26 protein-coding genes are annotated in these 26,994 nt (G+C 63.8%); 10 read left to right on the top strand and 16 right to left on the bottom strand.

From position 1 onward, the window contains the following. The 6 genes from AC04SH_RS23610 to cpaB form a co-directional block, all read right to left on the bottom strand. A complete protein-coding gene (locus AC04SH_RS23610) occupies window positions 1-966 on the bottom strand; it encodes a type II secretion system F family protein (RefSeq protein WP_488576865.1) in 966 nt (321 codons plus the stop codon). Window positions 967-970: 4 nt separating this feature from the next. Then, complete coding sequence (locus AC04SH_RS23605; protein WP_112564632.1) at window positions 971-2,392, bottom strand: TadA family conjugal transfer-associated ATPase; 1,422 nt, start codon at window positions 2,390-2,392, stop codon at window positions 971-973. Continuing rightward, window positions 2,389-3,603: a CpaE/TadZ family protein gene (locus AC04SH_RS23600; protein ID WP_488576864.1), complete on the bottom strand. Its 1,215-nt coding sequence runs from the start codon at window positions 3,601-3,603 to the stop codon at window positions 2,389-2,391. The genes AC04SH_RS23605 and AC04SH_RS23600 overlap by 4 nt, the downstream gene beginning before the upstream one ends. Before the next feature lie 44 nt (window positions 3,604-3,647). Continuing rightward, on the bottom strand, window positions 3,648-3,914 hold the full coding sequence (locus AC04SH_RS23595) for a hypothetical protein (RefSeq protein WP_488576863.1): 267 nt from the start codon (window positions 3,912-3,914) through the stop codon (window positions 3,648-3,650). Between the two features lie 4 nt (window positions 3,915-3,918). Next, entirely contained in the window at window positions 3,919-5,319 is a 1,401-nt protein-coding gene (locus AC04SH_RS23590) for a type II and III secretion system protein family protein (protein WP_352588828.1), read from the bottom strand. Window positions 5,320-5,397: 78 nt separating this feature from the next. Continuing rightward, a complete protein-coding gene (gene cpaB / locus AC04SH_RS23585; RefSeq protein WP_488576862.1) occupies window positions 5,398-6,303 on the bottom strand; it encodes a Flp pilus assembly protein CpaB in 906 nt (301 codons plus the stop codon). 259 nt (window positions 6,304-6,562) lie between these two features. On the opposite strand from cpaB, the gene parE reads away from it, so the two are divergent. Both parE and AC04SH_RS23575 read left to right on the top strand, forming a co-directional pair. Then, a complete protein-coding gene (gene parE, locus AC04SH_RS23580) occupies window positions 6,563-8,617 on the top strand; it encodes a DNA topoisomerase IV subunit B (RefSeq protein ID WP_488576861.1) in 2,055 nt (684 codons plus the stop codon). Window positions 8,618-8,661: 44 nt separating this feature from the next. Next, window positions 8,662-10,731 carry an FUSC family protein gene (locus AC04SH_RS23575; RefSeq protein ID WP_488576860.1) on the top strand — a complete coding sequence of 690 codons (2,070 nt, stop codon included), beginning with the start codon at window positions 8,662-8,664 and terminating at the stop codon, window positions 10,729-10,731. Window positions 10,732-10,735: 4 nt separating this feature from the next. Here AC04SH_RS23575 and AC04SH_RS23570 read toward each other — a convergent pair whose 3' ends face one another. Then, window positions 10,736-11,860: a DUF2336 domain-containing protein gene (locus AC04SH_RS23570; RefSeq protein ID WP_488576859.1), complete on the bottom strand. Its 1,125-nt coding sequence runs from the start codon at window positions 11,858-11,860 to the stop codon at window positions 10,736-10,738. 150 nt (window positions 11,861-12,010) lie between these two features. Here AC04SH_RS23570 and AC04SH_RS23565 point away from each other — a divergent pair, with 150 nt between their 5' ends. After that, the gene (locus AC04SH_RS23565) at window positions 12,011-12,463 is read left to right on the top strand and encodes a MaoC family dehydratase (protein ID WP_477238491.1); all 453 of its coding nucleotides are present in this window, start codon (window positions 12,011-12,013) and stop codon (window positions 12,461-12,463) included. Then, a complete protein-coding gene (locus AC04SH_RS23560; protein ID WP_488576858.1) occupies window positions 12,463-13,344 on the top strand; it encodes an HpcH/HpaI aldolase/citrate lyase family protein in 882 nt (293 codons plus the stop codon). Before AC04SH_RS23565 ends, AC04SH_RS23560 begins: the two co-directional genes overlap by 1 nt. A 55-nt stretch (window positions 13,345-13,399) precedes the next feature. Here the strand turns inward: AC04SH_RS23560 and AC04SH_RS23555 are convergent, their stop codons facing one another. Together AC04SH_RS23555 and AC04SH_RS23550 are read right to left on the bottom strand one after the other, a co-directional pair. Then, window positions 13,400-13,717, bottom strand: a complete 318-nt coding sequence (locus AC04SH_RS23555) for a hypothetical protein (RefSeq protein WP_477238495.1) — start codon at window positions 13,715-13,717, stop codon at window positions 13,400-13,402. An 85-nt stretch (window positions 13,718-13,802) separates the two neighbouring features. After that, window positions 13,803-14,387 carry a nitroreductase family protein gene (locus AC04SH_RS23550; protein ID WP_488576857.1) on the bottom strand — a complete coding sequence of 195 codons (585 nt, stop codon included), beginning with the start codon at window positions 14,385-14,387 and terminating at the stop codon, window positions 13,803-13,805. A gap of 166 nt (window positions 14,388-14,553) precedes the next feature. On the opposite strand from AC04SH_RS23550, the gene AC04SH_RS23545 reads away from it, so the two are divergent. Further along, window positions 14,554-15,516: a hypothetical protein gene (locus AC04SH_RS23545; protein WP_488576856.1), complete on the top strand. Its 963-nt coding sequence runs from the start codon at window positions 14,554-14,556 to the stop codon at window positions 15,514-15,516. 43 nt (window positions 15,517-15,559) lie between these two features. Here the strand turns inward: AC04SH_RS23545 and AC04SH_RS23540 are convergent, their stop codons facing one another. Beyond that, window positions 15,560-16,498: a lysophospholipid acyltransferase family protein gene (locus tag AC04SH_RS23540; RefSeq protein WP_477238503.1), complete on the bottom strand. Its 939-nt coding sequence runs from the start codon at window positions 16,496-16,498 to the stop codon at window positions 15,560-15,562. A gap of 84 nt (window positions 16,499-16,582) precedes the next feature. Beyond that, window positions 16,583-18,556, bottom strand: coding sequence for a threonine--tRNA ligase (gene thrS, locus AC04SH_RS23535; RefSeq protein WP_477238505.1), 1,974 nt, complete (start codon window positions 18,554-18,556; stop codon window positions 16,583-16,585). Between the two features lie 207 nt (window positions 18,557-18,763). Between thrS and AC04SH_RS23530 the strand changes: the two genes are divergently transcribed. Then, window positions 18,764-19,600, top strand: coding sequence for an SAM-dependent methyltransferase (locus AC04SH_RS23530; RefSeq protein ID WP_488576855.1), 837 nt, complete (start codon window positions 18,764-18,766; stop codon window positions 19,598-19,600). Window positions 19,601-19,611: 11 nt separating this feature from the next. On the opposite strand, the gene blaOXA is transcribed toward AC04SH_RS23530, so the two are convergent. From blaOXA to AC04SH_RS23515, 3 genes are all read right to left on the bottom strand, one after another. Then, window positions 19,612-20,427 carry a class D beta-lactamase gene (blaOXA, locus tag AC04SH_RS23525; RefSeq protein ID WP_488576854.1) on the bottom strand — a complete coding sequence of 272 codons (816 nt, stop codon included), beginning with the start codon at window positions 20,425-20,427 and terminating at the stop codon, window positions 19,612-19,614. 157 nt (window positions 20,428-20,584) lie between these two features. Further along, the gene (gene yidD / locus AC04SH_RS23520) at window positions 20,585-20,953 is read right to left on the bottom strand and encodes a membrane protein insertion efficiency factor YidD (RefSeq protein WP_488576853.1); all 369 of its coding nucleotides are present in this window, start codon (window positions 20,951-20,953) and stop codon (window positions 20,585-20,587) included. Between the two features lie 125 nt (window positions 20,954-21,078). Then, complete coding sequence (locus AC04SH_RS23515; RefSeq protein ID WP_477238513.1) at window positions 21,079-21,234, bottom strand: hypothetical protein; 156 nt, start codon at window positions 21,232-21,234, stop codon at window positions 21,079-21,081. A gap of 92 nt (window positions 21,235-21,326) precedes the next feature. Here AC04SH_RS23515 and AC04SH_RS23510 point away from each other — a divergent pair, with 92 nt between their 5' ends. Continuing rightward, a complete protein-coding gene (locus tag AC04SH_RS23510; protein WP_488576903.1) occupies window positions 21,327-22,256 on the top strand; it encodes a LysR substrate-binding domain-containing protein in 930 nt (309 codons plus the stop codon). Window positions 22,257-22,311: 55 nt separating this feature from the next. Here the strand turns inward: AC04SH_RS23510 and AC04SH_RS23505 are convergent, their stop codons facing one another. Beyond that, window positions 22,312-22,758 (bottom strand): iron-sulfur cluster assembly scaffold protein, encoded by a 447-nt coding sequence (locus tag AC04SH_RS23505; protein ID WP_477238515.1) that lies wholly within the window; start codon window positions 22,756-22,758, stop codon window positions 22,312-22,314. A 241-nt stretch (window positions 22,759-22,999) separates the two neighbouring features. On the opposite strand from AC04SH_RS23505, the gene folE reads away from it, so the two are divergent. The 3 genes from folE to AC04SH_RS23490 all read left to right on the top strand — a co-directional run bounded on the left by folE (window position 23,000) and on the right by AC04SH_RS23490 (window position 25,178). After that, window positions 23,000-23,635 carry a GTP cyclohydrolase I FolE gene (gene folE, locus AC04SH_RS23500; protein ID WP_477238517.1) on the top strand — a complete coding sequence of 212 codons (636 nt, stop codon included), beginning with the start codon at window positions 23,000-23,002 and terminating at the stop codon, window positions 23,633-23,635. A gap of 34 nt (window positions 23,636-23,669) precedes the next feature. Next, window positions 23,670-24,122: a phosphoribosyl-AMP cyclohydrolase gene (hisI, locus tag AC04SH_RS23495; RefSeq protein ID WP_488576852.1), complete on the top strand. Its 453-nt coding sequence runs from the start codon at window positions 23,670-23,672 to the stop codon at window positions 24,120-24,122. 84 nt (window positions 24,123-24,206) lie between these two features. Beyond that, window positions 24,207-25,178: a patatin family protein gene (locus AC04SH_RS23490; RefSeq protein WP_488576851.1), complete on the top strand. Its 972-nt coding sequence runs from the start codon at window positions 24,207-24,209 to the stop codon at window positions 25,176-25,178. 15 nt (window positions 25,179-25,193) lie between these two features. Here the strand turns inward: AC04SH_RS23490 and recJ are convergent, their stop codons facing one another. Beyond that, window positions 25,194-26,978: a single-stranded-DNA-specific exonuclease RecJ gene (recJ, locus tag AC04SH_RS23485; RefSeq protein ID WP_488576850.1), complete on the bottom strand. Its 1,785-nt coding sequence runs from the start codon at window positions 26,976-26,978 to the stop codon at window positions 25,194-25,196. Window positions 26,979-26,994 lie beyond the last annotated feature (16 nt).

Below are 26,994 nucleotides of genomic sequence, written 5' to 3'. Positions count from 1 at the left end.
TCAGAACCGGAAGTTCGACATCTTGAACATGATGATGTTGCCCAGTATCAGCCATGTCACCGAGCCGCCCAGCAGGTACCAGGTCTTCGGCACATCCCAGACCTGGCTGTAAAATTGCGGCATCAGCACCATGATGGCGGCGAACAGCAGCGCCGGAACCGCCGTCAGGATGTAGGCCGACATACGGCCTTCCGTCGAAATGGCGCGCACCTTGCGGCGCAGCTTGCCGCGCTCGCGGATCGTCGTCGACAGCCCGTCGAGGATCTCGCGCAGATTGCCGCCCGAACTCGTCTGGATCGACACCGCGGTGACGAACAGCGGCAGATCCTCCTGGCCGACCCGGTCGAACAGTGAATTCAACGCCGAGACCAGGTCGGAACCATAGGTCACCTCGTCCGAGATAACGCCGAACTCGGTGCCGATCGGATCGGGCATCTCGCGCGACACCATGGAGATCGCCACCGGAACCGGATGCCCGGCCTTGAGGCCACGCGTGATCAGCTCCAGCGCCTCCGGCAGTTGCACGCCGAACCGCTTCACCCGGCGGCTACGCTTGGTACGCAGCACCAGCACCGGCAGCAGTGGCGCGAGCATTACAAACAGCAGAATGGCGAGCAGCAGCGGCAGGCCGTACCAGAGCGTGGTGAGCATCATCGCCAGCGCCACGCCCGTCGTGATTGTCAGGAACTTCGGCAACGGCATCACCATGCCAGACTGCGTGCGCAGCGCGCGGAAGCGGTCGGGTGAGAACAACGACGTGCCGGCGTCAAGGCCGCGCTCCTTGCGCAGCTGGATCAGCACCTGTTCCTGGCTGATCTTGTTTTCCTGCAGCTTCATGCGCCGGTTGATGGCCAGGCGCTTGTCGCTACGGCCGGCATAAAGCAGATAACAGCCTTCGGCGATCATGATGCCGGTCAGCGCTGCCGCGGCATAGACGACATAGATCGGGCTGAAACTCTCGAACACCAGCCTACTCCTGCGGTCGGCCAGGTTCGAAATATTTGCCGGGGAATTCGATGCCCATATTGCGCAGATCCTCAAGAAAGCGCGGGCGAATACCGGTCGCCTCGTAGTGACCGAGGATGGTGCCGTCGGCTTCCATGCCGGTGCGCACGAAGCGGAATATCTCCTGCATCTGGATGACGTCGCCTTCCATGCCGGTCACCTCGGCGACGCTGGTCACCTTGCGCTTGCCGTCGGAGAGGCGCGTCAGCTGGACGATAAGGTCGAGCGCGCTGGCGATCTGGCTGCGGATCGACTGCACCGTCATGGGCATGCCGGTCATCCCCAGCATCTGCTCGAGGCGTGAAATGGCGTCGCGCGGCGTGTTGGCGTGGATGGTTGCCATCGAACCTTCATGGCCGGTGTTCATCGCCTGCAGCATGTCGAAGGCCTCCTCGCCGCGGCACTCGCCGAGGATGACGCGGTCGGGGCGCATGCGCAGCGCGTTCTTGACCAGGTCGCGCTGCTTCAGCTCGCCATGACCTTCGATGTTGGCGGGGCGCGTTTCCATGCGCGCGACATGCGGCTGCTGCAATTGCAGTTCGGCCGCGTCCTCGATGGTGATCAGCCGCTCGTCTTCCGGAATGAAGGCCGACAATGCGTTGAGCATCGTCGTCTTGCCGGTGCCGGTGCCGCCCGAGATGATGGTCGTCTTGCGGGCGTGCACGGCGGCGGCCAGCACCTCGGCCATGTTCTGGGTGATGGCGCCGAATTCGACCAGCTTGTGCAGCCCGAGCTTGTTCTTGGAAAACTTGCGGATCGACACCAGCGGCCCGTCGACGCCCACCGGCCGGATGGCGGCGTTGAAGCGCGAGCCGTCGAGCATGCGGGCGTCAACCATCGGTTGCGATTCGTCGACCCGGCGACCGACGGCGGCGACGATCTTGTTGATGATGCGCAACAGGTGCGCCTCATCCTTGAACGGGATGTGGACCTGCTGCAGCTTGCCGCGTTTTTCGACGAAGCAGTTCTGGTGGCCGTTGATCAGGATATCGTTGATGTCGGGGTCCTTGAGCAGCGGCTCCAGCGGACCGAGGCCGACCATCTCGTCGACAATGTCGTCGACCAGCGACTCGAGCTCGACGGTGTTGATCGCCATCCGCTCCTGACGGGTCTTTTCCGATACGAATTCCTGCACCTGCCGGCGCATCTCTTCCTTGGGCAGGCGCTCCAGTGCGACAAGGTTGATTTCCTCGAGCAGCAGACGGTGAATGCGCACGCGGGCGTCGAGCACCTTGTTGGCGCTTTTTCCCGGTGTTGTATCTGGCTTCGGCGGCAAAGCCTTGCGGATCGTCGGAATGACCACGGCGTGGTGCGCAACTGGCGCCGCATCGGCCGGCTTCAGCGGGCGGACGTCACGGTTCTGCAGGGTCGAGAAGCGGCTGGTCATCCGGCTTTCCTCTTCAGGAGGCCCCTGCCGATACCGAACAGCGAGCGCGATTTCTCCGGCGTCGCCACGGCTTCTTCCGGCAGGATGATCTTCTTCAGATCGTTGACGACATTGGCGTTCGGGTCGATCTCGTGCAGCGGCACGCCGCGATCGACCGCTTCGCGCACCAGCCGGTAATTGTTGGAGATACCGCCGACGAAATGCTCGCCGAGGATTTCCTGGACATCCGCCTGCTTGATGCCGTTGTCGAACATCTTCTGCTCGAACCGGTTGACGATGACATTGGGCTTCACTTCCTTGCCGGCCGTCTCGTAGACCGCCTGGATCAGCCGCTGTGTATGGCGCAGGCACGGCACCGTCATTTCGGCGACGATGTAGAGCTTGTTGGAGCCGAGCAACACCGTCTCCGTCCACGGGAACCAGGTGCGCGGCATGTCGATGACGACATTGTCGAAATAGGCCGAGACCAGATCGAGCATGCGCACCACGACATCGGTCTTGAACGAGCGCATTTCCGATGGATGTGTGGGGGCGGCCAGCACGCAGAGCCCGCTGGCATGCTTGGACAGCATCACATCCAGCAGCTGCCGGTCGAGGCGCTCGGGCTGGTTCTCGATTTCGGTGATGTCGAAGCGCGGCTCAAGGTCGAGATATTCGGCGCAGGCGCCCTGCTGGAAATTGAGGTCGACCACGCAGGTCGACGCGCCGCGCGTCACCGAATGATGCAGCTGGAAGGCGGTCTGCAGCGCCAGCGTCGTGGTGCCGACGCCGCCGGCGGCCGGCATGAAGGTGTAGATCTGCGACTCGGTGTTTTCCTCGCGCCCCGGGCCTTGCAGCGCGCGGATGACAGAACGCACCAGGTCGGCGGTGGTGATCGGCTTGACCAGGAAATCGGCGACCTGGAGCTGCACCACGATGCGTACCGCGGCCGCGTTGAACTCCTGGGTGACGACGACGACCGGAACCCGGCCTTCGAGCCGGCGCATGATGCGCTGCAGCGACTCGATCTCTTCCAGCTTCGCCGCATCCATGTCGACGATAAGCGCGCCGAAATCGGCTTCCTGGACCTCGCCGCGCAGTTCGGAAATATTCTTCTCGACGGTCGAAAGCTGGATCACCTCCGAGGCCGCGAACGCGGTGCGCGTATCCTGCACGAAGGCCCGGTCGTTGGACACCAGCAGGATTTTCTTGGTCTTGATGCCGCTTGCCATTTTGTCAGCCTGTCAGGTCATTCCCGGTCAAATCGCCAGGCAAATCAATCGGTTGTGGCTGTTGGTTGCACGGCCTTGGCGGCAGCAGCCTGATCGGCGGCGTTCACCGCCGCCTCACTGCGCTGCGCCGGCACCAGCAGCCTGGTGTTCTGGACGCCGTACTTCCAGGGATCGACCATCTGCATGGCCGTATTGGCAGCCTGCGCGTTGCCGGCCGCCGTCGTCGGCCCCTCGGAGCGGACATAGTCGTCGCTGGTACAGCCGCCGGCGAGGCCGGCGAGCAGCAGGGCAATGCATGGTCCCACGCGCATGGCTTCAATCCTTCGGCAGGTCGAGGAAATGCCCGACCGTGGTGACCGGGGCCGGCTGTGCCGTGCTGCCGCTGGCCATTGCCATTGCGCGGTTGGCGTCGGACGCCTTCACTTCTTCGGTGTTGTTGAGGAAATAGTCGACATTGCTGGCCGGCTGCGTGCCGTCGGTCGGCTCGAGCAACTTCTTCGACGGATCGACCGGCTTGACCAGATAGGGGGTGACGATGATCACCAGATCGGTCTCGCGCCGCTGATAGGATTTCGAGGAGAACAGCGGGCCGAGCACCGGCAGCTTGCCGAGGCCGGGAAGACGCGACGTGGTGATGTCGTTCTGCGATTGCAGCAGACCGGCAATCATGAAGCTCTGGCCGTTCTTCAGGTCGACCGACGTCCTGGCGCGACGCACGATGAAGCCCGGCACCGAAATCTCACCGATATTGTAGGAGGCCGACGCATCGATCGAAGACACTTCCGGCGCGATGTCGAGGCTGACCAGCCCGTCCTTCAGCACGGTCGGCGTGAAATCCAGGCTGACGCCGTATTTCTTGTAGCTGACGGAGATCTTGCCATTGTCCTCGGAGACCGGGATCGGGAACTCGCCGCCGGCGAGGAAGCTTGCCGTCTGGCCCGAACGGGCGATCAGGTTCGGCTCGGCCAGCCGCCTGGCAAGGCCGCGCTCCTCCAGCGCCTTGATTGCAACGTCGATCGACAGGCCGTTCGACAGCAGCCGGCCGATGATCTCGCCATTGCCCGCCGCCGGCAACGAGCCCGGCTCGATGGTGACGTCTCGCCCGCCAAGGCCGTAGGCGAAATTGGCGCTGTATTTGGCGCCGAGATCCTGTCCGGCCTGGCGGTTGATCTCGACGAAGCGGACGTTGAGCTGAACCTGCTGCGAAGACGAGATGTTGACCGAATTGATCACTTCCTCATTACCGGAGAAGCGGCTGGCTATCTTGCTCGCCTTCTCGGCGGCGACCGCGTCATCCGCCTCGCCCGACAGCACGACGCGGCCATTGGCCGAGCCGACCTTGATCTTGGCGTCCGGCACGCTGGCACGAATGGTGCTGGCCAGCTGGTCGGTGTCCAGCGTCACCTCAATGTCGACGGTGCCGACCAGTTGCTTGTTCTCGTCGAACAGCGCGATGCCGGTGGTGCCGAGATTGTTGCCCAGCACATAGAAGGATTTGTCGGTCAGCGGATTGACGTTGGCGATCTCCGGATCGCCGATGACGATCTGGTAGAAGGCGGCATTGGTCATGATCGTCTTCGGCTTGCCCTTGGCCACCTTGATCGACGCATTCTTGGTCGACGACACGTAGACGATGTCATTGTCGGCCCTGGCCGGCGCGCTGAGGCCGAGCATTGCGGCCGCGGCGAGGCAAGCCGCCATCGCAAACGCCCGCATTGGGCGCAGCCCTTTCGTCATCCGATATGCATGAAATCCCGACATCTGTCCCGTCCCTCGCCCGGTCCCCACCGGCAGTTATGGCTGGTCCCGCGCAGGAACCTGGTATTCTTCGACCTGCGTGCCGCGCGTCACGATGATCGTCTTGAATTTCGGCTTCTCAGACTCCTTGGTCGCGGCAGTGAACAGCGCGCCGGCAGCGGCCTGGACGCCGGAGGCGACCGACCCGCCGAAGGATGAGATGGTGGTGACGCCGTCCTTTGCGGCACCGCCGTCGGCGGAGGAGCGGAGCGACAGCGACAAGGTGCCGACGGTGCGGGCAAGCGCCACTTTCTGCGCGCCGTCCGTTGTTACCTCGATGGTCACGGAATTGGCGATCTGCGGCGTGGTCTGGCGCTCGTCGGCGCCCTGGCCGACGGTCAGCACCCTGGCGTCGGAGACGACGATTTCGGAGGTAACGGTCGAACCGGCCGCGCCTTGCGCATTCTTGGCCACTTCCTGGATTTCGCCGGCATCGCGTGTCAGCACCACGTCGACGCGGTCGCCCGGCATCACGAAGCCGCCGACCCCGGCGATCTCGTCGGTGCGGATGGTCACCGCCCGCATGCCGGGCGTCATCATGTTGGACAGCGTCGCGCGGCCGTTCGGCCCCGACAGCTTGCTGAGCAGCACCGGCTCGTTGATCTCGATCGGCGACAGCACAACACGGCTGCCTTCGGCAAGTAATGCATTGATGGTGGTGAAGGCGCCCTGCGGCACCGACTCTTCCGACCACGGGATTTCGGTGAGCTGTGCGCGGTCGAGTTCCATGCCGTAACGCAGCGGTGCGTTGGCCACCACAATTGTCTTGAACTCAACTTTTGGGGTCACGGGCGCCGGGATCGCCGCCGTTCTTTCCTCGGCATCGGTCCTGGCCTGGCTCTTGACCCAGAAATCCGCGGCAAAGATCGAGATCGCGCCGAAGACGGCGGCGATGCCGATCATGGTTATGGCCTTGCCCCTCACAACTAACCCCTGACACCTGATGGTCTTTTGTTTATTGAGGCCCACACTAGGCCGCTTGGTTAAAGATTCAGGAATCCCGGCCGGCCCGCGCGGACCTATTTCCGCCGGCTTGGTTATCGAAAGGTTTTAGGATAAGAAGGGGTTAAATCCCCGAACGTAACAGGAACTTCCGTCGCTTGGCGCTGAAAAGCGTGGCAGTATCGACGGGTGATTCGCGGCACCGGATTCTATGGCAGGCATGGACGACAACAACGATCTTTTCGGCAATCTGGAAAAGCAGCCCCAACCGACCCGGACAACGGCGCGCCCAGCTGATCCGCTGGTGCAGGCCGCGAAACGCCCTGTTGCGACCAAGGATGGCAGCGAAGGCTACAGCGCTGCCGACATCGAGGTGCTGGAAGGGCTGGAGCCGGTGCGGCGCCGTCCCGGCATGTATATTGGCGGCACCGATGACAAGGCGATGCACCATCTGTTCGCCGAGGTCATCGACAATTCGATGGACGAGGCGGTCGCCGGCCATGCCACCTTCATCGACGTCGAGCTTTCGGCCGACGGGTTTTTGACCGTTACCGACAATGGCCGCGGCATCCCGGTCGATCCGCATCCGAAATTCAAGAAGCCGGCGCTCGAAGTCATCATGACGACGCTGCATTCGGGCGGCAAATTCGACTCCAAGGTTTATGAGACCTCGGGCGGCCTGCACGGCGTTGGCGTCTCCGTCGTCAATGCGCTGTCGGACCATCTCGAGGTCGAAGTCGCACGGGGCCGCCAGCTCTACCGCCAAAGATTCTCACGAGGCGTTCCGGTGAGCGGGCTGGAGCAGCTCGGCGAGGTGCACAACCGACGCGGCACCAAGATTCGTTTCCATCCCGACGAGCAGATTTTCGGCAAGGGCGCAGCCTTCGAGCCGGCGCGGCTCTATCGCATGACGCGCTCGAAAGCCTACCTGTTTGGCGGTGTAGAGATCCGCTGGAGCTGCGATCCGTCGCTGATCAAGGAAAAGGACCAGACGCCAGCCAAGGCGGAGTTCCATTTCCCCGGCGGCCTGAAGGACTACCTCAAAGCATCGCTCGGCGACGACTTCCAGGTGACGCGAGAAATCTTCGCCGGCAAGAGCGAGAAGCAGGGCGGCCACGGTTCGCTCGAATGGGCGGTGACCTGGTTCGGTGGCGACGGCTTCATCAATTCCTACTGCAACACCATCCCGACCGGCGAAGGCGGCACGCATGAGGCCGGCTTCCGCAACGTGCTGACGCGGGGCTTGCGCGCCTATGCCGACCTCGTCGGCAACAAGCGCGCCTCGATCGTCACCTCCGAAGATGTTATGATCTCGGCGGCAGGCATGCTGTCGGTGTTCATCCGCGAGCCGGAATTCGTCGGCCAGACCAAGGACCGGCTGGCAACAATCGAGGCCATTCGCATCGTCGAGACCGCCATCCGCGATCCCTTCGACCACTGGCTGGCCGACAACCCGCAGGAAGCCTCCAAGCTCTTGGAATGGGTGATCGCGCGCGCCGACGAGCGGGTGCGCCGGCGTCAGGAAAAGGAAGTGTCGCGCAAGAGCGCGGTGCGCAAGCTCAGGCTGCCCGGCAAGCTCGCCGACTGCACGCAGAATGCCGCCGCGGGTGCAGAACTCTTCATCGTCGAAGGCGACTCGGCCGGTGGCTCGGCCAAGCAGGCGCGCGACCGCGCCAGCCAGGCCGTCCTGCCGCTGCGCGGCAAAATCCTCAACGTCGCCAGCGCCGGCAACGACAAGCTGGCCGCCAATCAGCAGATTTCGGACCTGATCCAGGCGCTCGGCTGCGGCACGCGCTCAAAATACCGCGACGAGGATCTGCGCTACGACCGCGTGATCATCATGACCGACGCCGACGTCGACGGCGCCCACATCGCCTCGCTGCTGATCACCTTCTTCTATCAGGAAATGCCGAACCTGGTGAATGGCGGCCATCTCTATCTGGCGGTGCCGCCGCTCTATTCGATCCGGCAAGGCGGCAAGGTCGCCTACGCCCGCGACGATGCGCACAAGGACGAACTCTTGCGAACCGAGTTCACCGGCCGCGCCAAGGTCGAGATCGGCCGCTTCAAGGGCCTGGGCGAAATGATGGCCGCGCAGCTCAAGGAAACCACCATGGACCCGAGGAAGCGCACGCTGCTCAGGGTCGATGTCATCGATGCCGTGGCGGCGACCAAGGATGCGATCGACGCGCTGATGGGAACCAAGCCTGAGGCCCGCTTCCGCTTCATCCAGGAACGCGCCGAATTCGCTGCGACGGAAGTGCTGGATATCTGAGCGTCAGCCGGTCTAGCCTGCGCTTCCGATACGGAGACCAGCCTGTGATCTGGGCGCGGCTGAAGAGCTATTTCGAAGCCAGTTTGGCGGGGCTGACTCAGCCGACACGCTCGGACTGGATTTTCGCGCTGCGCACCGTTTCGGCCGGCCTGATCGCGCTTCTCGTTGCCTACGCGCTAAAACTCGACCACCCGCAATGGGCGATGATGACAGTCTTCATCGTCGCCCAGCCGGTCGCCGGCATGGTGCTGGCGAAAGGCTTTTACCGGCTGCTCGGCACGCTGGCCGGTGGGCTTGCGGCGATCGGCATCACCTCCGTTTTCGGGACCAACCCCTGGCTGCTGGTCACGGCGTTGTCCGTCTGGATTGGCCTGTGCACGCTGGTCTCGTCGCTGCTGCGCAACCCGGAAGCCTATGGCGCCGCACTTGCCGGCTATACCGCGATGATCATTGGGCTGCCGGCCTTCGGCCAGCCGCATGTGATCGTCGATCTCGCTGTCGCGCGCTGCGCCGAGATCGTGCTCGGCATCGTCTGTGCCGGGCTGACCAGCCGGCTGATCCTGCCCAAGCTGGCGGCCGACGCCATCATCTCCAGGCTGAAGCGCAGCATCCTCGACCTTGCCATTTATGCGGGCGGCGCTTTTTCCGGCGGCGACCCGGCGACGCTGGCCGGCCTGCATCGCAAGCTGATTGCCGACGCCCAGACGCTGGCCGAAATGCGCACCTATGCCAGGCTCGAAGCGCCAAGCTTCGCCACCCGCGCCCATCCGGTCCGGCGCACCATCGGCCAGCTCCTGTCGGCGCTGTCGGCCGCACGTGCCTTGCATTCTCACGCTGCTCCCAAAAACGCGGCACTCATTCCGGTGCGCTCCGAACTGCAGTCGCTGGTCAGCGAACTAGCAGCCACGCCCGAGGCGCTGGACGACACGTCACCATGGGTGACGCGGCTCGACGCGATTGCCGGCAAGGCCCGGCAAATGCCCAACGCCTCGACCGAGCAGGGCGACGACAGGGTCGGCACTATAACGCGCCTCACCATCGCCGCCGATTTTGCCGAAGCCTTCAAGCAGGTGCTGCGCGGCCTCGACGCTTTGCGCGCACCGGTGACCCGCCCAGGTCGGGGCAACAGGCAGCAGCCCGCGCTGGTGGTGCACCGCGACTACCCCGGCGCTTTTCGCAATGCCATACGCGCGGCCCTCGCCACGCTGGCGGTCGCCGCCTTCTGGCTGACGACGAAATGGTCCGACGCAGCCGGCACCGTCATTCTCGTGGCCGTCGTCTCCAGTCTTTTCGCCGCCCGGCCTGACCCGGTGCAGGTGTCATGGGGCTTCTTCAGGGGAACGCTGCTGGCTTTGCCCTTTGCCTTCCTTGTCGGCCAGGTCGCGCTGCCCGCCCTGCCCGGCTTCGGCTGGTTCACGCTGTTTGTCGTGCCGATACTGATTCCGACTGCGCTGGGCATGGCCAATCCGCGCACTGTCGGCGTGGCGACCGCCTTTGCCATCAACTTCCTCGCCTTCCTCAGCCCGCATCAGGCGATGACCTATGCTCCGGGCCCGTTCTTCGCCGGCTCGGCGTCAGTGCTGGTCGGCATCCTGCTGGCGATCGGCGTCTTCATCGTGGTGCTGCCCGCCGACCCATGGCTCGCGGCCAACCGCATCGTGCGCGCCATGCGTGAGGACCTGGCCCGGCTTTGCCTGCATGAGCGTGTGCCGCGGCGTTCGGCCTTCGAGAGCCTGGCCTATGACCGCATCAACCAGCTGATGCCGCTCTTGCAGAACGTCGGTGGGAAAGGCGATGCCATCCTGGGTGGCGGCGTCGCCGCCGTCACCGTCGGCCTCGAAATCCTGCGGCTGCGCACCGCGCAGCAGGGCCCGGCCACGCCTTCCGAAACCGCGCTTTCGATCGGCAATTTCCTGCGCGGCCTGGCGCGTGAACTGCTCTTTCGCGCACCCGGCGATCCGCAGACGGCGACGGTCGCCGTCGCCCGGCAATACGCAGCCGCCCTCAGGGAGCGCAGCGGCAGTGCCGACACGCTGCAGATCGCAGCCTCGCTACGCATCATCGCCGCGGCGATCGAGGATTTCCCGGATTTTTTCGCCAAGGATCGCGGCTAGGAAGTTATGCTGCGGCGATCGCCAGCGCATGCCCACGCGCATTTTCGCGCAGGGCGTCGAGATGGATCGACTTGACCAGGCCGGCAAGATCGCCCTCGGTAGACTGGCCGCCGAGTTCCTTCAGCATCAGCCAGCTGACTTCCTGGACGCCGGCGACGCGCTTGCCATTGGCAACCTCGCGCCAGATCTTGAGCGCGCGCAGGATGATGGCGTGGGTGGGAGCGGCAAGGCCGGCGCTGCGAAACAGCGCCTGGAGCGCAACGTCTTGGCCGCCGGCAAGCAGTGCCCGCACCCGTTGCTGCGACTGTTGGCTGAGCGCGACCAGGGTCGAGCCGAAAAAGTCGACCTTGCCATGGGCAATGGTGCGGATGATGAAACTTGCGGTCAGGTCGCCGCGCAGGCGCAGATGTTCGATGAGTGCGGCATGTTCCTCCGTGCGCGTGCCTTCAACCAGCCGCACCGAAGCCTTGACGCAGGCATCGCGCGTGACGCGCTCGGCTCTGGCCGCCCCCATCAGCGCCATCACCAGCGGTGACCCCTTCAGCGTTTCGCCGAGCTTGACCAGCAGCATGTGCCGGCAGTCGGCGGGCAGCCTGATATCGGTGACCATAGCCTCGCGCAAATGAGCGATATGGCCATGCCGCTCGGCCATGCGGCGAAAGCTGAGCGACGCGATATCGGCGCCGTCATTGGCGAGCAGCGCGGCACAGGCTTCCGGTTCGCCGATCTCGGCAATGGCCGCGGCAACCGCCATCGAGACGACCGGCCGGTCGGCGATCAGCTTTTGCGTCGCCTTGTGACCGGCAGCAACACGGTCGATCAGGTCGGCATCGGTGAGCAGCGGCGAGCGCGCCAGCACCAGGGCTGCAACCTCGGGCTGGTCGGAGGCGAGCGCGCTGATGATCTGCAGCGGCGCGTGATGGCTCATCGACAGTGCCTCGGCCAGCGCCAGCCGCACCTTCGACGAGGCGTCGTCAAGCAGCAGCGTCAGCGCCGCCTCCGCGGCGCAGCGGTCCTCAAAGGGCAGTTCGGCGTTGATATAGGCGCGAGCCAGCGCGCTCGCCGCGGCCGCACGCTCCGATACCTTGGCGGTGTAGATCCATTTCAGGAAATGCGAAACAACGACCATGCCGCCTGCTTTGCCCCTTGCCGGAAGGTTTCCGGCCCCACGAGGACCCTAGGCAGAAATGGTTTACGAACGGTTCACCATGTTTATTAACTGGCTTGCGGGTGGCATGGGCAGCGCCTATCAACCGTCAGGCTGCAGAGGAGGACGATAATGGCCGGGCTTTATCTCGAAGAGTTCGTCGTCGGCCATGTCTTCAGGCACACGCTGCGCAAGACCGTCACCGAAAGCGACAACATGCTGTTTTCGGTGATGACGCTGAACCCGCAGCCGCTGCATATCGACTTCGACTTCGCCGCTAAAAGCGAATGGGGCAAGCCGCTGGTCAATTCACTGTTCACGCTCGGCCTGATGATCGGCATCTCCGTCAATGACATCACCGTCGGCACCACGGTCGCCAATCTCGGCATGAAGGAGACGGTGTTCCCGCACCCGGTCTTTCACGGCGACACCATCCGTGTCGAGACCACGGTGCTCTCGGTCCGGGAATCGAAATCGAAGCCGGACCGCGGCATCGTCGAGTTCGAGCATCGCGCCTACAATCAGAACGACGTGCTCGTCGCCAAATGCACGCGCCAGGCGATGATGATGAAAAAGGCGGCCTGATGCGCTCGCTGCTGTTTGTGCCCGGCGATTCCGAAAAGAAGCTGGAAAAGGGTTTTGGCGCCGGCGCCGACGTGGTCATCGTCGACCTCGAGGATTCCGTCGCGCCACAAAACAAGGTGGCGGCACGCGGCATCGCGGCCCGCTTCATTGCCGGCAACAGGCAGCAGACAAGCTCCGCCATCTATATCAGAGTCAACGATCTCTCGACCGGATTGACCGACGACGACCTGGCAGTGCTGGTGGCAGTCAAATCCGACGGCATCATGCTGCCGAAATCGAACAGCGGCCAGGATGTGCAGCAGCTCTCTGCAAAGCTGCGCGTGCATGAGGCCGAAAACGGATTGCCGGACGGCGGCATAAAAATCCTGCCGATCATCACCGAGACCGCTGCCGGCGTGCTTGCCGCCGCGAGCTATGCGGGGGCAAGCGCCCGGCTTGCCGGCCTCACCTGGGGTGCGGAGGATCTGTCGGCGGCGATAGGCGCGCGCGCCGCGCGCGACGACAACGGCCGCTATACCGACGTCTTCCGCCTTGCCCGCACCATGACCATCCTCGCCGCTGGCGCGGCCGAAGTCGCGGCGATCGACACCGTCTTTCCGAATTTTCGCGACATGGTCGCCTTCGAGGCGGAATGCACGGAAGCCGAGCGCGACGGCTTCACCGGCAAGATGGCGATCCATCCGGCGCAAGTGCCAGTCATCAACGCCGCCTTCACGCCATCGGCCGAGGCGGTGGAACGCTCGCAGGCGATCGTCTCCGCCTTCGAGGCGGCCGGAAATCCCGGCGTGGTCGGCATTGACGGCAAGATGTTCGACCGGCCACATCTCAGGCTGGCTGAACGGCTGCTGGCCCGCGCCAAGGCCGCAGGGGTTTCCTCTTAGTCTCGCGCCAGGACAATGACCCGGTCCCCCGGCAGATGGGCCAGCGCTTCCGACTTCAACGGGTTGACGGTGACGCCGCCCAGCGCCCGCGCATCGGTTTGCGCGGCACGGACGCGCGGTACCCGATGGCGACCTCGCCACGCAACCGCGCCGATTCCGCGATCGTCCAGAACGTCACCGGTTGGTCGATGGCGACATAGTCGCCGACCGGGCGCATGTAGATTCCGGAGCCCTCCTCATCGAGCAGGTCATCGAAGATCGCGGCGAGATACTGGTTCTCCGACGCCTGCGCCAACATCAGGCTGACCAGCCTGTTGCTGACGACGAAGTCATCCGCCTTCTGGATGAAGGGCATCGCTTTTCGCGTGTGCACGGCTAAGGAATCCACAGGAACGTCGAACCTGCCACACACGTCTGGCAAGCCACCCTGGACGGGCCCACTATGGCTCGCAGACCGGTCAGCCGTTCCACGGTCCTGTGTAATCGGCATAGAGCTTTGCCGGATCGGGCCGCGGCCGTTCCGGCGCCGGCCCCTGGTAGGAGCCGATATGGACGAAGCCGACGACGCGTTCCTGCGGCGCCAGTCCCAGCAGTGCCCTGCCCTCGGCCACGTCGGAATACCAGTTGCTGATCATGTTGGTGCCGTAACCCAGCGCGTTGGCCGCGATCATCAGGTTCATCGCCGCCATGCCGCCGGACAGGAACATCTCCCATTGCGGGATTTTTGGGTTGTCCTTCGGAACCGAGACCACGCCGATCACCAGCGGCGCACGCGAAAACCGCGCCAGCTCCTGGTTCCGGCGGTTTTCCGCCAACGGCCCTTCGCGCTGTTCGGCAAGGGCGGCCAGCTTCCTGCCGATCTCGACGCGTGCTTCGCCGCGATAGAGGATAAAGCGCCAGGGCTCCAGCCGGCCGTGATCGGGCACACGGCTTGCAGCCGCGATCATGATCGCGATATCGGCATCGCTGGGCGCCGGTTCCTTCAATTCAGGAATCGGTGCGGAATTTCGGGTCAGCAGGAAGTCGATGATCGGCGACGCCATGGGGGCCTGGTCTCCTAAAGCACTCGATTTTGAGCTGAAGCACGCCATTGCGGATCGGGGCGGCTTGGGCATTGGCGCGGACGCGCCGGACGAAAGAGCCTGTTGCCAAGGCGGACCGGACTCTTAAGCCTTGAAATTGCCACCGCCTTGGGCTTCAACGCAAGGCATGTTTGAGGGGACATTGCGCCTTTTCCTGATTTGGCTCGCCGCAGCGCTGTTTGCGCCGGCCTCGATGGCCATGGCGCAGAATGCCGACGGCATCTCCAATCTGAAACTCCCCGATATTTCGAGCTATACATCGCCCAAGAGCGAGAGGTCGCTGGCGCTCAGTGGCGGTGGCGCCATCACGCTGTCGGCCCAGCTTACCGACAAGGGCGCCGATATCACCCGCGGCATCGTCTGGCGCGTGTTCAAGCCCGAGGCGGCCGGCGACGGCAAGCTGCCGATGGTGGCGTCCGCGCATGGCGGCACCGCGGTGTTCCAGCTCGAACCCGGCAGCTATCTGGTGCACGCCTCCTACGGACGCGCCGGCGCCACCAAGCGCATCACCGTCGGCAAGGACGCCAAGCGCGAAAGCCTGGTGCTCGATGCCGGCGGCCTCAAGCTCGACGCAGTGCTGTCGGGCGGCGTGCGCATTCCGCCCAAAAAGCTGCGCTTTTCCATCTATGAGGGCACCGCTGAGGCCAATGGCGACCGCGCCTTGATCATCCCCGATGTCGAGCCGAACAGCGTCGTACGGCTCAACGCCGGCGTCTACCATGTCGTCTCCACCTATGGCGCGGTGAATGCCGTCATTCGCTCCGACATACGCGTCGAGGCCGGCAAGCTGACCGAAGCGACGGTCGAGCATCGTGCGGCCGAGATGACCATGAAGCTGGTTCGCGAGACCGGCGGCGAAGCCATCGCCGATACATCCTGGTCGCTGCTCAACGAATCCGGCGATCCGATCAAGGAAGCCGTCGGCGCCTTCGCCTCGATGGTGCTGGCCGAAGGCCAATACACCATCATCGCCAAGAACCGCGACCGCATCTACCAGAAGGATTTTACCGTCGTTGCCGGACAGAACCAGGAGATCGAGGTGCTGGCCACCGAGGCGTCGGCGATCGATCCCGAGGAAGGTGCCGACTAAACCGGCGGGTTTTGCCTGCTCAATCGAAGGTGTACCCGTTTCGTCAGGCGGCCTTGCGCAGGCGGCGCGGCAGGAAGTGGACGCGGCCGCGCGGCGCATCCGGCGCCAGATCGAAGACGCCACGATGAAGGCGGTCGAGCAAGGCCTTGCGGTCGCGCAGCGGCTCCAACTCGTCCCAGCTCAGTACGTTGCCTACGCGCACGTCGATCGCCTTGCCGGACAGCCGCGCGAACTCGCGGATGAGCATCGAAAGGCGCAGCGTCAGCGACGCCTTGCCGACGAATTTCGCCACCCGCCCTTCACGCTCGGCCATGTTCATCGGGCCGCTGACCAGATGGAACAGCCGCCCGTTCTGACCGGAAAAATGCATCGGCACCACCGACGCCTTGGCATCCTGCACCAGGCGGGCCGGAAACATCTTCCACGGGAGGTCGCGCGCCCGGCCAAAGCCTTTCGGCGCGGTGGCGACGCCGCCGGCTGGAAACACGACGATGGTGACGCCCTCTTTCAACAGCCGCACAGCCTCATGGCGCACAGCCATATTGTTCTTCACCGCGTCCTTGGTCTCGGAAAAGTCGATCGGCAGCGAGTACGGTTCCATCTCGCGGATCTTGAGCAGATCCTTGTGGATCATGACACGGAATGGACGCCCGAGTTGCTCGGCCAGCGACAGCACCGCAATGCCGTCGCCGATGCCGAACGGATGGTTGGCGACGATCACCAGCGGTGTGTCAGGCAGTTTCGCCGGCGGCCACTGATCGGCGCTGCGCACCTTGACGTCGATGAGCTCCAGCATGCGGCTGAACACGCGTTCGCCGGTAGGCGCCACCTGGCGGCGCCAGAAATCGTAGAGCGCAGCATACCGGTCACGTCCCGACAGGCCTTCAATGGAATGGATGAACCAGCGCGTCAGCGCGGGCTGGCTCGCATTGGCGTAGGAGAGCTCGGGAAACGGTCTTTCCCGCATTTTCAGCTTGAGCATGGGGGCTCGTTACAGGGTTGGCGTGACAGGCATGTGAAAATGGCGGTGGATCGCTCCACCGCCATTCCTTAGAGATATTGATGTTCAGGCCGCGTTTCGTCTGCGGTCGGGCGACGTGGCTTCGTCGGACAGCGACTTGAGCGCATCGGCCAGCTTGAGCGATTCCTGGTCGCGGGAGCCGAGCCGGCGGATGTTGACCGTCTCCTCCTCCGCCTCGCGCTTGCCGCAGACGAGGATCACCGGAACCTTGGCCAGCGAATGCTCGCGGACCTTGTAGTTGATCTTCTCGTTACGCAGATCGGCTTCGGCGATAAGCCCCGCGGCCTTCAACTGTGCGACAACCTTTCGCGCATAGTCGTCGGCATCGGACGTGATCGTCGCCACCACCACCTGCAGCGGCGCGAACCACAGCGGGAAATGGCCGGAATAATGCTCGGTCAGGATGCCGAGGAAGCGCTCCATCGAGCCGCAAATGGCGCGATGCACCATCACCGGCTGCTTCTTTTCCGAATCCGAACCGATGTAGAAAGCGCCAAAACGCTCCGGCAGGTTGAAGTCGACCTGCGTGGTGCCGCACTGCCATTCGCGGCCGATGGCGTCCTTCAGCACATACTCGAACTTCGGCCCATAGAAGGCGCCCTCGCCCGGATTGATCGAGGTCTTGATGCGGTTGCCCGAACGCGTGCGGATCGTATCCAGCACGCTGCTCATGATCGCCTCGGCATGATCCCAGGCCTCGTCGGTGCCGACGCGCTTGTCAGGCCGCGTCGACAGCTTCACGCTGACCTCGTCGAACCCGAAATCGGCATAGGTCGACAGGATCAGGTCATTGATGCGCAAGCACTCGGCGGCGAGTTGATCCTCGGTGCAGAAGATATGCGCATCGTCTTGCGTGAATCCGCGCACACGCATCAGCCCGTGCAGCGCGCCGGACGGTTCGTAGCGATGCACATTGCCGAATTCTGCAAGTTTTACGGGCAGATCGCGATAGGATTTCAACCCATGCTTGAAGATCTGCACATGGCCCGGACAGTTCATCGGCTTCAGCGCGAACACGCGGTCGTCGTCGGTGTCGTCGCCGGCCACCGTCACCTTGAACATGGCGTCGCGATACCAGCCCCAGTGGCCTGACGTCTCCCACAGGCTCTTGTCCAGAACCTGCGGTGCGTTGACCTCCTGGTAGCCTTGCTCGTCGAGGCGGCGGCGCATGTAGTTGACCAGGTTCTGGAACATCTTCCAGCCCTTGGCGTGCCAGAAGACGACGCCCGGCCCCTCTTCCTGGAAATGGAACAGATCCATTTCGCGGCCGAGTTTGCGATGGTCGCGCTTCTCCGCCTCCTCCAGCATCGTCTGGTAGGCATCGAGCTCAGCCTGGTCGGCCCAGGCCGTACCATAAATGCGGGTCAGCATCGGGTTGTTCGAATCGCCGCGCCAATAGGCGCCGGCCACCTTCATCAGCTTGAAGGCGTTGCCGATCTGCCCGGTCGAGGCCATGTGTGGGCCGCGGCAAAGATCGAACCAGTCGCCCTGGGCATAGATCTTGAGATCCTGGTCCTCGGGAATGGCATCGATCAGCTCAAGCTTGTAGCGCTCACCCTTGTCGGCAAAGATCTTTTTCGCCTTGTCGCGCGACCAGACTTCCTTGGTGAACGGCTTGTTGCGCGCGATGATCTCGCGCATCTTCTTTTCGATCACCGGGAAATCGTCCGGCGTAAACGGCTCATTGCGGGCGAAGTCGTAATAGAATCCGTTCTCGATCACCGGCCCGATGGTCACCTGCGTTCCCGGCCACAGCTCCTGCACGGCCTCCGCCAGCACGTGCGCCGCATCGTGGCGGATGAGCTCCAGTGCGCGGGGATCGGTGCGGGTGATGATCTCGACCTTGCCGGACTTGCCGAGCGGGTCGGAAAGATCACGCACAGTGCCGTCGATGGCATAGGCGACGGCTTTCTTGGCCAGCGACTTCGAGATCGATTCGGCCAACCCAGCACCGGTCATCGCCGCGTCGTAGTCGCGGACGGAGCCATCGGGAAATGTCAGGGAAACGGAATTCAGCATCAGGTATCTCCTATCCAGTCCCGCAAACGAGCGCGGGTGGTCGTGGTGTGAAGCCGGAGGCATCCGGCAGCGGGCGGGTTTTAGAGGCAGCACGGTAAGAGGTAAAGAGCCGTCGTTGGCGCAACCGTCAGGAATTGGCGCGACAGATGTCGCAGGCCAGTCGCACAGGCTTGCGAATTTCCCCGACACGAGGTTGGAATCCCCGTCATGGAAGACACAAAACCCAGCCGGACCGCACTGGGCGTCGCGCGCCTGCGGGCCCTCCACCAGTTCTCGCCGCAGGCGGCGCTGTTTCGCGACCCATACGCGAGTGCGATTCTGGGCGATGCCGCACCGACGGCAAAGGAGCTCGAGCAGGAAGATGAGCGCAGCCGGCGCATGCGCCTGTTCGTGGCCTCGCGTGCCCGTCTCGCCGAGGACTGGCTGGCTGCGGCGGTGCGCCGGGGTGTCCGGCAAGTGGTGGTTCTCGGCGCCGGTCTCGACACTTTCTCGCTGCGCAATCCGTACCCGGATGTCGCGGTGTTCGAAGTCGATCATCCGGCAACGCAGGCCTGGAAACGCAAATGCCTCGCCGATGCTGGCCTTGCCGAACCGCCGGCCACCACGTTCGTGCCAGTCAATTTCGAGCGGCAGAACCCGGCGGACGAACTGGCATTAGCCGGCTTGAGGCCAGCCGAGCCCAGTTTCTTCATCTGGCTGGGCGTCGTTCCGTATCTGAGCCTGGAAGCGATCTTCAGCACCCTGTCCTGGATTGCCGGCATGCCCGGTTCGGAGGTCGTCTTCGACTATAGCGAGCCGGCCGAGAACCGCGATGCGGCGGGTCAGGCTGCCCTCTCCTTCCATGCAGCGCGCGTCGCCACTGTCGGCGAGCCCTGGATCAGCTTCTTCGTCCCCGCCGCGCTGGCGCGATCGCTGCGCGAACTCGGCTTCGCCGAGATCGAAGATCTGGAAAGCAGCGAGATTGCCGCCCGCTTCTCCAGGGCGCCAAAGGCAGAGGCAAGGAATTCCGGCGGCCACCTCATCCGTGCCCGCCGGAGCGCTTAAGCCACGCAAGATCACTTCACCAGCTGCGGCAAATCCTTCAGGAACGCCGTGCGCGTCGCAGGGCCCTTTGGCGTGTCGATCGGCTTGGTGTCGACGACCAGCCGGGCAAAGACGATGCGGCGGCCATCCTTCTCGGCCCAGCCGACGAACCAGCCCAGCGAGCGCTTGTCCTTGCTGTTGCCGAGCCTTGTGCTGCCGGTCTTGCCCTGCACCATCCAGTCGCCGGCCTGAAAACGCGGCAGGATGGCTTGCGTCATCTCATGCGCCTTGGCCGTAACAGGCATCTTGCCGGCAAGCAGTTGGCGCAGGAAGGCTGTCTGTTCGACCGGCGATATCTGCAGTGAGGAATTTATCCAGGATTGCGTGAGCCCGTTGTCCTTGCCGGCATCGCCCGAGACATCCATGTTGCCGTAGCCGAATTTCGAGACGTAGCCGGCAAAGCTTTTCGCGCCGAGCCGGCGCACGATCTCGCGCGAATACCACACGATCGAGTCGCGCTCCCAGATCGTCGGGTCGACGGTTTTGTGGTCGCGCTTCACGGCCTTGAATTCAGGCTTGTACTCCCAGCTCGGCGTATGCGCGTCGCTCAGGATGCCGCTGTCGTAGCCGATCAGCGCCAGCGGCACCTTGAAGGTCGACGCCGGGCTGACGCGTTGGTCGCAGACGCCGTTCTGATAGAGCGTCTCGCCGCTCGCCGCGTCCTGGATCAGCGTGCATGCGACATCGCCGCGCGGCGCCGAGTGCGCCCGCATCGGAAACCCCAAAAACCAGGCCAGAAGGAACAGGACCGCGGCAATGATAAAGGGATGGGTTTCGATCCGACGCATGTGAGCTCTCCTGGGGAATGACAGAGGGCGCTTAGCGAAGTGTCTTGGCTCGATTTTGACTCAAATGCGCAGTCTTTGTGCAGGCCGTTGTTAACCCTACCGGATCGTAAAGAAATGCGGCCTTGGCGATCTGAATCAGGAGCCTAGAGCGTCGCCGTCAGGCCTCGCCGCGCTTCTTGCCGATCCGCCAATACCGCCAAGGTGTGAACCAGACATAGCGTGGGGCGAGCACCTCCGGAACACGGTCTATGCCATGCGTTCCGAACGGCCCGCAGCGCAGCACGCGAAACAGTCCCATCCAGCCGCCGGCCCACAGGCCGTGCCGGGCAATCGCCTCATGCGCGTATTCGGAACAGGTCGGCAGATGCCGGCAGGAATTGCCGACGAAGCCGGACAGCGTCAGCTGGTACAGCCGCACCAGCGACGTGCCGAAAACGCGGCCGGGCGTCCTGCGCCAGGGACCGGGCCAGTTGCGCCCGCGCTGGGTCTGTCCGGTGGCATGCACATGCCGGTGCTGGTCGCCCACGGCGATCTCTTTCTAAACGTGATCCCGAACCCGTTTTTCGGGATCGGCTTGCGCTTCCAAGCCGATAGATGTGAGCTTCGGCGGGCAAACGCAATCCCGTTCACTCACTTGCTTCCCTGTCGGCATCAGGGTCGCGAGCGACGAAAGGGATGCCGCTCCCTTGGAGTCGCCCAGCGGATGGCTGGCCGTTCCTCAATGCGCGGGGCGTGGTGCCTGTCGCCATGCCATTGAAACGTCGCGATCCGCATCACATCGCCAAAGATTTCCAGAAACTGGATCATGTCCGTGTCTCCTTTGAGACGGATTAGACGCCCACTGGTCTTCGCCTTCAAACGAGTATAATTTCCGCTTCGGATAACTTTGGGTTATGCGAATGAAGCGCGGCCGGCTGCCCCTGACGGCGTTGCGAAGTTTCGAGGCGGCCGGCCGGCAATTGAGTTTCAGCCGGGCGGCCGAGGAACTGTTCGTCTCACAGGCCGCGATCAGCCGGCAAATCCGCGAACTCGAGCAGTTCCTGCGCCGGCCCTTGTTCCACCGCCATCATCGCCGCGTCGAGTTGACCGAGGCCGGCCAGCGTTTGCTCGATCAGCTGGTCAAGAGTTTCGACGACATCGACAGGCTGCTTTCGGACCTGGTGGCGGCCCCGGCGCAGTCCGTGGTTCGCGTCAGCGTCGAGCCATCGCTGGCCTCGGTATGGCTGTTGCCGCGGCTCAACCGCTTCAGCCAGTTGCGGCCCGATATCGACGTTTCCCTCGAAGTCGACCCAAGGCCGATCGAGTTCCGCAGCGATCAGCCTGAACTCGCATTGCGCTTCAGTGCCCGCGCCACCTCATGGCCGCGCAGCGAGGCCGAATGGCTTGCCTCGACCGTCGATTCACCGGTCCTGTCGCCGGCCTTGCTGGCGTCGGGCCCTGCTCTGAACAAGCCGCTCGACCTCGCCCGCTACACGCTGTTGCACGAGGAAAACCGTCAGGGCTGGGCGCGCTGGTTCGAGGCAGCCGGCGTGGCCGCCGATGCCATTCCGGCGCGCGGCCCGATGCTGGCGGATGTGTCGCTGTCGAAGCAGGCAGCCCTGCTCGGCCACGGCGTGGCGCTGGGTGACCTGTTGCAGATCGGCGAGGAGATTGCGTCCGGCGCGCTGATCAAGCCGTTCGACATCGACGTCGCATCCGGCGCCTACTGGCTGGTCGCCAGGAGTTTGAACGACCTGCCGGAACCGGCCAAGGCGTTTGCCGACTGGGTGAGAAGCGAATTTGCCGAAAGCAGACGGACGCAGGAAGCGAAAGCCGGAGCAGCTAGTTAGCGAGCCAGCAAGGCTCGAAGCAAAAACACCAGGCTCTGGCGGTCAAACGGCAAGGTCAGGCGGCTTCTTCGGCGCGTTTCTTCTCGATCTGGCCGATGGCATCGACCACGGCATCGAAGGTCAGCATGGTCGAGGCATGGCGCGCCTTGTAGTCGCGCACCGGCTCCAGATATTTCAGATCGGCGAAACGACCTTCTGGCGGCGCCCCGTTTTCCTTGAGCATCTTCAGCATGGTGTCGCGCACAGCCCGCAATTCGTCAGCGCTGGCGCCGATGACATGCTGAGCCATGATCGAGGACGAGGCCTGGCCAAGCGCGCAGGCCTTCACGTCATGAGCGAAATCGGTGACGACGCCATCGTCCATCTTGAGGTCGACAGTCACCGTCGAGCCGCACAATTTGGAATGGGCACGTGCCGTCGCGTCCGGATCATTGAGCCGGCCGATGCGTGCGATGTTTCCGGCAAAACCCAGAATTTTCGCATTGTAGACGTCGTCAATCATATTTTTCCAATCCGTCGCCGCCAAGCGAACAGTGATTGCCGCTATGGCGTCTTTCATTCGCTGGGCACGACCATATATAATGCTGGCAGTCGGGTATCGACAAGGCAACGCAAAGCCGCCGTCCTTGCCCATTTCGTTCACGCCGCTTACGGGCTGGAAGCCGGGCGAATTTCCAGCACCCGAAAGGTCGTGGTCCGTTCAACTCGTTCCTCCTGAGAGAGGAACTACGGGAGACGCCTTTATGGATGCCGTCATCAAGAAAATCATGCCCCCCTCCGACTATCTAGACAAGCCGGTCACCGACAGGCCGAGCGAAGCCGAGGTCGAGGCCGCCGTGCGCACGCTGTTGCGCTGGACCGGCGACAATCCGGACCGCGAAGGCCTGATCGACACGCCCAAGCGTGTCACCAAGGCCTATCTCGAAATGTTCAACGGCTACGACATGTGCCCGGCCGAAGAACTTGGCCGCACCTTCGAGGAAGTCGCCGGCTATGACGATCTCGTCATCGTCAGGGATATCCACTTCCATTCGCATTGCGAGCATCACATGGTGCCGATCATCGGCAAGGCGCACGTCGGCTATCTGCCGGACGGCAAGGTCGTCGGCCTGTCCAAGATCGCCCGCGTCGTCGATATCTTTGCCCATCGCCTGCAGACGCAGGAAGCCATGACCGCGCAGATCGCCGGCGTCATCCAGGACGTGCTCAATCCGCGCGGCGTCGCCGTCATGATCGAGGCCGAGCATATGTGCATGGCCATGCGCGGCATCCGCAAGCAAGGCTCCACCACGCTGACCTCGACCTTCACCGGCGTGTTCAAGGACACGCCTGAGGAACAGGTCCGTTTCGTCACCATGGTGCGCGGCCTCGGGGTGTAAGCCCCCGCCGGCATCGCTAGATCAAGGACCGGCGATGTCGGCACTAACATTTCCCAAGGCCCCATCGGACAAGAAGGCGCTTGAAGAAGGCGCGGTGTTTTCACCGCGCTTCGACGCCGCGGGCCTCGTCACTGTTGTCGTCACCGATGCCGAAGACGGCATGCTTTTGATGGTCGCGCATATGAATGCCGAGGCGCTGGCGCTGACGCTGGAGACCGGCATCGCCCACTTCTGGTCGCGCTCGCGCAATGCGCTGTGGCAAAAGGGCGAAACCTCCGGCAATTTTCAGCATGTCGTCGAGATGCGGACCGACTGCGACCAGGACGCCCTATGGCTTCGCGTGAAAGTGTTGGGCCACGACGCAACCTGTCACACAGGCCGGCGTTCATGCTTTTATCGGACGGTGGGGCTCAACGACGGCAAGGCGACGCTTGCCGACGATGGCAGCAGACCGCTGTTCGATGCGGAACAGACGTATCGGAAGTGAACCATTCAACAGTCACAAACCACTCATATTCACTATTTTCAAACGTCCTTCCTTTAGAACGGACATGGGACATGGGAGATCATGATGCTCGAATGGGCGTCATTGCGTAGCAGACCAGACGCGCGGGAGGCCAATGGCCCCTCATCGTCCGGCGGCGTGCCTGACCCGCAACCTGCGGGGAAGACAGGCATTTCGCTCGCGCTGGGCGGCGGCTGCGCACGCGGCTGGGCGCATATCGGCGTGCTGCGCGCGCTCGACGAGGCTGGCATCGAAGTCTCGATGATCGCCGGCACCTCGATCGGCGCGCTGGTCGGCGGCTGCTACATCGCCGGCAAGCTGGATGAGCTCGAGGAATTCGCACGCAGCCTGACCAAGCGCCGCATCTTCGGCCTGCTCGATCTTAATCTGCGCGGCAGCGGCCTGTTCGGCGGCATGAAACTGGACGCCAGGCTGCGCGAGCACATGGCTGGCATCCGCTTCGAGGACCTGACGAAACCTTTCGTCGCCGTTGGCGCGGAAATCCGTACAGGCCATGAAATCTGGCTGTCGAGCGGTTCGCTGATCACTGCCATGCGCGCCTCCTATGCGCTGCCCGGCGTGTTCGAGCCGGTGAATTGCAACGGCCGCGTGCTGGTTGACGGTGCGCTGGTCAACCCGGTGCCGGTCTCGGTCTGCCGTGCCTACGAGCAGCCATTGGTCGTCGCGGTCAACCTTCACTACGATCTGTTCGGCCGCGCCGCCGTCATCAAGCACAGTGCCGGCGAACTGCTCATCGAGAAGGACGCGCCTCGGCCGGGCCAGGCCGACCCCGACCACCACGCGCACCAGACGCGCCTCGGCATCACCGGCGTTATGGTCGAGGCCTTTAACATCATCCAGGACCGGATTTCGCGCGCGAGGCTGGCCGGCGATCCGCCCGACATGTCGCTGCAGCCGAAGCTCAGCCATATCGGCCTGACCGAATTCCACCGCGCCGACGAGGCCATCAACCTCGGCTACCAGGCGACGATGGCGCAGATCGGCGAGTTGAAGCGGCTGCAGACGGTTCTAGCTTAAACCAATCCAGTAATCTCAGGCCTTGGCCGCATCGCTGATGCGAAACTGCACCGAGCGGTTGCCGTTCCAGTAATTGCCCGACAACGAACCGGCGACATGGATCGTCTTGCCCCGGTTCTTGAACAGGAATTCGCCGAGCGCGGTATCGACCGCGCGAAAGGCGATCGCCTGGATGCGGCCGCCGCTCTCCGACTGCAGGTCGGCGCGGATGTGGTTGGTGCCGACTGCGCGCGCGTCGGCCAGCCGGTGGCGTGGCAGCGCGAACACCGGCGCGACATGGCCGGCCCCGAACGGACCGGCCTTCTCCAGTGAATCGAGCAGAGAAAGCGTGGCGCCTTCGGCGGCAAGCGCACCGTCAATAGCCAGGCTTTCCTCGTCCTGCAGGCGGAACACCTCGGCCGCCGCGCGCTCCTCGAAGAAGGCTCTGAGTTCACCGAGTTTTGCGCGCTCCACCGTGATGCCGGCCGCCATGCCATGGCCGCCGCCCTTCACGATCAGCCCGGCATCGGCAGCTTCGCGCACCAGCCGTCCGAGGTCGAAGCCCGACACCGAACGGCCCGATCCGGTGCCGATGCCATTGGCGTTGAAGGCGATGGCAAAGGCCGGCCGCCGCGCATGATCCTTCAGCCGCGATGCAATCAGCCCAACGATGCCGGGATGCCAGTTGGTGCTGGCGGTGACGATGACGGCCGGGCCATTACCGCCAGCAAGCTCTGCGTCGGCCTCGGCGCGCGCCGAGGCCAGCATCTCCAGCTCCATCTGCTGGCGTTCCTGGTTGAGCCGGTCGAGCGTCTCGGCAATCGTGCCGGCCTCGACCGGATCGTCGGTGGCGAGCAGCCGGCTGCCAAGGGCTGCGTCGCCGATGCGGCCGCCGGCATTGATGCGCGGCCCGATCAGATAGGCGAGATGAAAGGTGCTGATCGGCTCGCCGATGCGCGACACCCGCGCCAGAGCGGCCAGCCCCTCATTCTTCTGCTGACGCGCCATTTGCAGGCCCTTGACGACGAAGGCGCGGTTGACGCCGGTAAGCGGTACCACGTCGCAGACGGTGGCCAGTGCTGCCAGATCGAGCAGCGACAGCAAATCCGGCTGCGCTGCATCGGGCATGCGGCTGCGTAAAATCCTCGCCGTCTGCACCAGAGCCAGGAAGACGACGCCGGCAGCGCACAGATGGCCCTGTCCCGACAGATCGTCCTCGCGATTGGGATTGACGACCGCGGTCGCCTCCGGCAGCGCGCCACCGACCTGATGGTGGTCGAGCACCACGACATCGGCGCCTGCGGCTTTGGCCGCGTCGATGGAAACGGCGCTGTTGGTGCCGCAATCGACGGTGACGATCAGCGTCGCGCCACGCGAGACCAGTTCGCGCATCGCCTCCGGATTGGGGCCATAGCCCTCGAAAATGCGGTCCGGAATGTAGATTTCAGACGGCACGGAGAAATGCGTCAGGAAGCGTTTGAGCAGCGCCGACGAGGCGGCGCCGTCGACATCGTAGTCGCCGAAGATCGCCACTTTTTCCTTGGCCATGACTGCTTCGGCAATACGGGTGGCAGCCTTGTCCATGTCGGTCAGGGAGGCCGGATCCGGCAACAGGTCACGGATCGTCGGATCGAGAAAGCGCTCGGCCTGGTCGGCGGTGACGCCGCGCCCGGCCAGCACGCGCGCGACAATGTCGGGCACACCATGGCCCTGCGCGATGGCAAGCGCCGTCATGTCCTGCCGTTCGCTCAACCGGTGTTCCCAGGAAACACCGGTCGCGGACTGCCTGACATCGAGGAAAAGGCGTTTGTCGCCCGTCATAGGAGGGGTCGTCTGC

The sequence above is a fragment of the Mesorhizobium sp. CNPSo 4688 genome, assembly GCF_057784295.1.
This window is presented reverse-complemented; position numbering and strand designations above follow the sequence as displayed.